Annotated in this window: 3 protein-coding genes and 1 pseudogene; 1 reads left to right on the top strand and 3 read right to left on the bottom strand. The window is 52.2% G+C overall.

Features of this window, described 5'->3' with window-relative positions:
• Nucleotides 1-78 precede the first annotated feature (78 nt).
• Nucleotides 79-2,559 (bottom strand): annotated as a pseudogene (locus ACQUQ0_RS17410) (Eco57I restriction-modification methylase domain-containing protein); the annotation flags it as partial.
• Nucleotides 2,560-2,722: 163 nt separating this feature from the next.
• Entirely contained in the window at nt 2,723-3,211 is a 489-nt protein-coding gene (locus ACQUQ0_RS17405; RefSeq protein ID WP_435186995.1) for a hypothetical protein, read from the bottom strand.
• Nucleotides 3,212-3,381: 170 nt separating this feature from the next.
• Between ACQUQ0_RS17405 and ACQUQ0_RS17400 the strand changes: the two genes are divergently transcribed.
• A complete protein-coding gene (locus ACQUQ0_RS17400) occupies nt 3,382-3,582 on the top strand; it encodes a helix-turn-helix transcriptional regulator (protein ID WP_435186993.1) in 201 nt (66 codons plus the stop codon).
• 913 nt (nt 3,583-4,495) lie between these two features.
• On the opposite strand, the gene ACQUQ0_RS17395 is transcribed toward ACQUQ0_RS17400, so the two are convergent.
• A partial coding sequence (locus ACQUQ0_RS17395) for a hypothetical protein (RefSeq protein WP_435186991.1) occupies nt 4,496-6,220 on the bottom strand: 1,725 nt, incomplete at its 5' end.

Below are 6,220 nucleotides of genomic sequence, written 5' to 3'. Positions count from 1 at the left end.
CCAACAACGACCAATCTTACAAGAAACGCTCGCTACCGCTACACAACCGAGGTGTGAGTCTTAGCTAAAGACGAATGATAACCCGGCTAAGTTGTTTTCATTGGGGTCTTTCCGGCCTGCTACAGTTGGTGTCTGGAGCCGATAATTCGGCCCGTCAGTAAAGTAGCGCATTTGAACCTCAATACGCTCTTGATACTCTTCCCACGCTCTGGAGATTTCATCATCTTCTAAGAATTCCTCTTGAATTCTGTTTTTCTTTGAGGGCGAGTAGGTCCGAAAATCGCTATCATATCGGGTGAAGAAGTCTTCTCGGTTGGGCCGGAGTTGATCCCACGGTGGGTTGCCAACAACGGCGTCAAACCCTCCCTCCGCATACACCTCCGCAAATTCCAGAACCCAATTGAACGGGTCCATTGCCTCAACGTCTGCTGGAGATACATTCTCTGTACCAGCCTCAACGAAGTCACCGTGAATATCCTCAATTAGTTCTTCGCGGGCCTCTCGCAGTTTATCGAATGCGCGGCGACGGTGCTTCTTAGCGGATTTACTGTCAGTTGCTTGCTCGTGCTTCTCAATCTCCTCTATTATACCCTGATACCGATTTCGGACACTATCCTCGCTGAAACTACCAAGTGTATATTCTCCGTTGTCCGTCGTTTCAGGGAAGCCCGTGTATCCGATCAGACTATTACCTTCTCGTAGATTGAACGCAATATTGGGGAGTGCGAGAGCGTCATCTTCAGCGAGATCATCCACGTTGCCGGTTTGTAGTTCCGAAATGATAGATAGCCAACACCGGAGTTTGGAAATCTCTACAGCCGGCCCAACTAAATCAACCCCATAAATATTATTCAGTACAGTCGTCTTCTTTAATTGATACTGATCAGGGCACAGTTCGTTGTCGTCTTCTTCATCTTCATATTGAGTACAGAGGGCCTTTCGGACCGTTACAATTTCCTCAAGAACGGAGGTAAGGAAGTGTCCACTACCACAGGCAGGGTCCACAACGCGGAACTCGTTCACTTCGGCGAGAAGGGCACTAATAAGATCCCTACTACTGGGTATATCATCAATCAGTTCATATACTGTATCGAACTTCTCAACCTCGGGTTCAGGCCAATCTCGCTCCTCCATCAGCACGGTTTGGAACCGATCTAACAGCGCCGGCTGAACAGTCTCTTCGGCACAGAATCGGGTAATCTCACTTGGCGTGTAGTAAGCCCCGAGTTCTTTGTTTCTATCCTCGTTATCGCTGGTAAGATAGTTGATAGTCTTCTCGAAGACGTTCCCGAGAACACTTGGATCGAGGTCGGTCGGGGAGCCGGTTGCGGAGAAACTGTACCGTTCCAGCAGGTCGATGATCGAAAACAGAACCGAGTTCCGAACGTCGAAATCGGCTTCCTCAAACTCGTCGCCGTTGATCGTCGGCCGGAACAGGCCACCGTTGAGGTACGGGATATTCTGGAACAGGTCGATGTTCTGGACGTATTCAGGCCGCCCGTCCGGCTTGTTGTTCATCACGTCGTAGAAGAGGGCTTGACAGAACTCCCCGTAGAAGGAGTCGGCATAGACCCCACTCTCGTATGTCTCTTTGAGCGTATTGAGCAGGTCAGGGTGGACCAGAGACTTGTCTTCGAGGAACTTGATGAAGATCAGCCGGTTCATCAGTTCGACAGCGAACAGGCGGGCTTGATCCTCGGTGGCCCCTTCCGGGGTAACGACGCCGTCCCCGACGAGCGAGCGGGCCGTTGTTTCCTCGTCGCTTACGATCCCGAAGACGTACCGGATGTAGTCATCGTAGAACTCGTCGGTGATTTCCTCTTTCTTCTGTTTGAGGACTTGTTGGGCGTCTCCAGCAATAGAAACGAAGTTCTCGAAATGGAAAGTCCGAATGAAGCGTGTAACCTGTTGTAAGTCTGCGTCGAAGACGGCTTCCGAGAGACTGTCTCGGTCCCCAGTCTGATTCTCGAAGAGTGCGAGAAAGACCGGCCGCAAGTCCACTTCCTCAATGACGTTGTGCGTGTATGAGTCGGGGTCGTACCGAACGAAGACCCACCGGAGGCCGTCCGTGGCAAACCCGAAGTCGGATTCAAATTCGCGCTGACTAAGCCAGTCTCGTACCTGCCCGATCCCGTGCTTCCGGCTGTCAAGGTCCTTGTTGATGGGTTCGGCTTCGATCAACAACCGGGTTGAGTCGATTTCGGGATGGTCTCGGAGGGAGACAGTATAGTCTGCCACCTGTGTTTTTCCCCCCGACAGGCCGCCGGCTTCGGTCGCGTAGTCGTGGCCCAGAGCGTCCAGAAGAGGATTGATAACAGCGTCCTGCGTGAATGACTCCGGTTGGAGACCGTCTCTCGTCATACTGCTTGTGAGAACATAGGAACCGGGATCGGCCCGCAAGAGGTTCTCCACGGTCTCATCCTTGTCCATCTGCTCCCGGAGGTTCGAGACGGCGTCGTTGATGACCTCTAAGATCCGATCTCGGGAGTCTTCGTCAACAGCGGTCTCGAAGGATTCTGCGACAAATTCGGTGGGGACGGTGGAGGAGTTAGATGACATACTATTGCTGGTGGACTACCGACATATGAAGAAGAGGGTTCAATAAATATGCGGGTGGCTTCCTATCGGGAGATGGGCTCGGCTCGTCCGTTAACTGCGGGAAGGCAAGCCAATACTTTGGTTCTCAACAGTTCTCCTACAAGAAAAGGACGTTCCGCCTTTGTCACTCCCGGTGCTGGTAGCAATCGAAGCAGGGAAGATCGTCACCATCGGGGCCGTCGCACTTGGGGTCTCCGTTCGGACAGGTCTCCGGTTCCCCGCCATCGGGCTTCAGTTTCTCCGCCATCGTCGTGGTCTCGGTCTCGCCAGACGGCGTCGAGTGCGGCGGGAACTCCACCGCCGCGTCAAGAAGTGTCTGACCGCCGACCGTCGCCACGGCCAGCATATGCTTCCCGACTCTACCGTTCGGGCTGTGGTGCTGTTTGAATCCGGGACAGGAACAGGAGCCCGGGACACCCTGCTCGTCGATCATTACGCGGTAGGTGTGTTCATCCTTGAGGGGGCCGTAACTGGCATTACAAACCTCAATTTCAAAGGGAGCGACAATTGTGAACTCCCAGTCACTCCACGCGACCCGCTTTGCGGTCTTGGTGTCGAAGTCGAGTTGATCAAGGACGGTACGCTTTTCAGCCGTGTTGTCGTTAGTTGTCATTGCTTCTGGGTCTCTTTCAGAAGCACCGGTCCCGTGTTGGCGCACGGGGCCACCCTTTGCGGCGAGAACCGGGCTTCCTACTTACCTGTAGGAGACGGTCTGTATATAACTATTACGAACGTATGCATATATACATAAGACTCATAGCAGAGTAGTGCTAAACGACAGATATGGCCGAGATTGACCTTAGCCCAACCGACCAAGCAATACTGGAGATGTTACGCGAGGGACGCTGTACGCCGGCCTATATCGCCGCAGAACGGGACTATTCTCGCCAGCACGTCCGGAACCGACTCCAACGGCTAACCGAACACGGGTACGTCACGCGGCTACACAAGGGACTGTATGAACTCGCTGAAGATCCCGAGTGAGGTAGAAAGACAACGTGTCCAAGTTCCTAATTCCAGATAGTATAATAAAAACATAATATATATGGTATGTTTTGTGTGGGTCCAGAAAGTCGGATTCGTTCCATCGCCTTCACCGATATTTGCTTATTTTGCCGGCGGATCACCCGTGGCTTCCTCTCAGACGAACGAGGTTTCTCCCTGTTGAGTTTTCTTTTTGTCCGAGTGGTTTCCCATCATCTGAATTATAAAACCTCACCACGAGCCTCACAGGCCGTCTGGTGGGATCCCGATTCTCTCTCACTCTTCTCTCCCCCATTTGGTGCCGCTTCAGGTCCCCGTATATGGCTCTCATAGGCCAGCACAGGAGTCTTGCGTTAGGATCAAGTGTTAGGGCCAGTGTTGGGTTTGATCTAACCAAGATCCTACTTACCCATAACTGTACAGCGCCGTTCTTGCAGAATTAGGGTCCTGATTAGGATAATTCCGGTATAGATGTATAAGATATACTGATAGTTCCTATACAGGGCCTCCCATCCATTCTATCCTATCCCTCTGTAAGTCTCCCTTTCCTTTCTTGCCTTCCCTCCAAGTGGATATGATCCGCTTATGGCTATGTCAGTCATTGTCTCAGTTGGTAAATATAGCCATTGGCAAATATATCAGTTTTCAAGGTATTATGTGAATCATAGAGGTTACAACACCACTTGATTTTGAATATCGGTATATGACGTAACTCGACTCGACAAAATCTGGAAATTTCCGCGCACATAGGCGGTATATTCAGGAAATTTGGGACAGACGAGAAGGCGGTTCCACCCAGCAATGGCAGACGAGTTCTCGCCGCACTCAAATTGATTGAACAAGTCCTACATATAATAACTCTATATGTTCGACTTTCGGAACTTGGACCGACTGGTTCTTACAGACACCCACGTTAGTCAGAGAATTGAACGTGGCCCCGTTGTCCGATTTCACTAAGCGATTCATCCGACCACGTATATCCTCTTCCTTCTCGACGATAACTGACAAATCCGAACTCGGCGAGCGTATGTAAATGCTCTCGGACTTGTTGTTCGGACACCGAGACCCGGCTCGTAATATCGCTGGTCCGCCACTCCCGGTCTCTCGTCTCTCTGATGGCTTCCAGTACCTGATACATCCCCGGTGGCCACACCCGAATTTCCGGTACTGCACCGTCTCGTTTTACCCACTCGGGAATGGCCGCTGTATGGACATACACAGTCGCACCCCCACCGTCCCGGCCGAATCGGAGTATTGCCTGCAAAACTTCATTCTCTCTCATACCGTGGAGAATCCGGTTCCCGTAGTCGCCAAAATCCTGTGCCATCCCTTTCAGCCGGATCCCGTCCTTGTCGTCTCCTCTTTGGGCCGATTCACCGGCGAGCGCCGACCACCGTTTGATATGGTCGTCGCCGTAATGGGGGCTTCCGGCTACGATTCCTACACGGGTATTTGCGAACTTGTTACTGCCTTTGAGGTTGCCGTAGTGTTCTGTCTCCCCGACTATTTCGGATAATCCGTTCTCCTCGTACTTATCCAGAGCAATTTTCGAGGTGATGAGTGCTGGCCGGACGTTCTCACGAAGACTGACGCCCTCAAACAGTACGAGATCCACGTCCGGTGTCACAGAAATGGCCGAGCGCCCCGAGTAGTGATTTGCCGCTACCGTCGTCTGGATTACGCGGACACCGAGCGTATTCCGCAGGTATCCCTTCTTTTCTGTATCACTCATTAGAGGGTGGTGTCGGAGGCCGTCACCCAGCATTAACCGCCACTTCTCGACTGTCGGGGTTCCATCAAGCGCGATCACCCCTTCGACGCCTTTGAGTGTGGGTCGGTTCAGGACTGTAAGAGACTCGTCCTTCGGATTAACAACGGCTCTTCGACCATCGGGAAGCCGGGCATATTCCCATCTGTTGGCAAGGTCCTTCGCCGCGAGGATCGCGTATGTCATCATCGGGGCTTCAGGATGACCGTTTCCACTTGGAGCCGTCACAGCCCCGTCTACGTCGCGCTTGAGCGTCGGGTTGTACTGTTCAAACCACTCGATCCCTGTCTGCTTGTGTTCGGTATTACGACGAAATTCCTTGAGATCCTTCAGATACGAGAAAGGGAGATCGTCGTTGGTATCGAGATAGGTCTTGACTGCTTTCGAGACAGTTTCCGCACTATATTGAGCCAAGAAGTCCCCTTCTGGAAATTCATCAAATACGACGTATCGGCCTTCGGTTCGCTCGGGGACGTGAGAGTGTCGATAGTGTCCAATTAGAACGTCGAATTCCTTGGGATCAAAGTCGCGGGCCTCGAAGTAGGAGCAGTCGCCTTCCCGCTGACAAGGGAGCGGTTCATCAAATAGATCATCGGCTCTCCGGTGTATTTCAGTCGGGAGCAGCCCCGTTTGTTCATATGTATCCAGCACCCGATTTTGCCACGACTTTCCGTGATCTCCGTTCGCTGTCTCGCAGTCGTTATGGAAAGATGGGAGAGTTAGACAGCGAAGGTTTCGGTCCTTGGCCCAGTCTGTATATTGATCAAAGAGATCGTGTCTTGCGGTAAAGATAGTCGGTAGTTCCCATTGAGTCAGCTGATAGTCACGACTGACGAGGTTACGTTCGCAGAAAGCGTCTGGATGGATGTT

It is taken from the genome of Halobellus sp. EA9 (assembly GCF_051195055.1).
Lineage (GTDB): Archaea > Halobacteriota > Halobacteria > Halobacteriales > Haloferacaceae > Haloquadratum > Haloquadratum rubicundus.
This window is presented reverse-complemented; position numbering and strand designations above follow the sequence as displayed.

Coding starts and splice junctions, on each gene's coding strand:
- ACQUQ0_RS17405 (WP_435186995.1), bottom strand. CDS start 3,211: ATGACAACTAACGACAACACGGCTGAAAAGCGTACCGTCCTTGATCAA.
- ACQUQ0_RS17400 (WP_435186993.1), top strand. CDS start 3,382: ATGGCCGAGATTGACCTTAGCCCAACCGACCAAGCAATACTGGAGATG.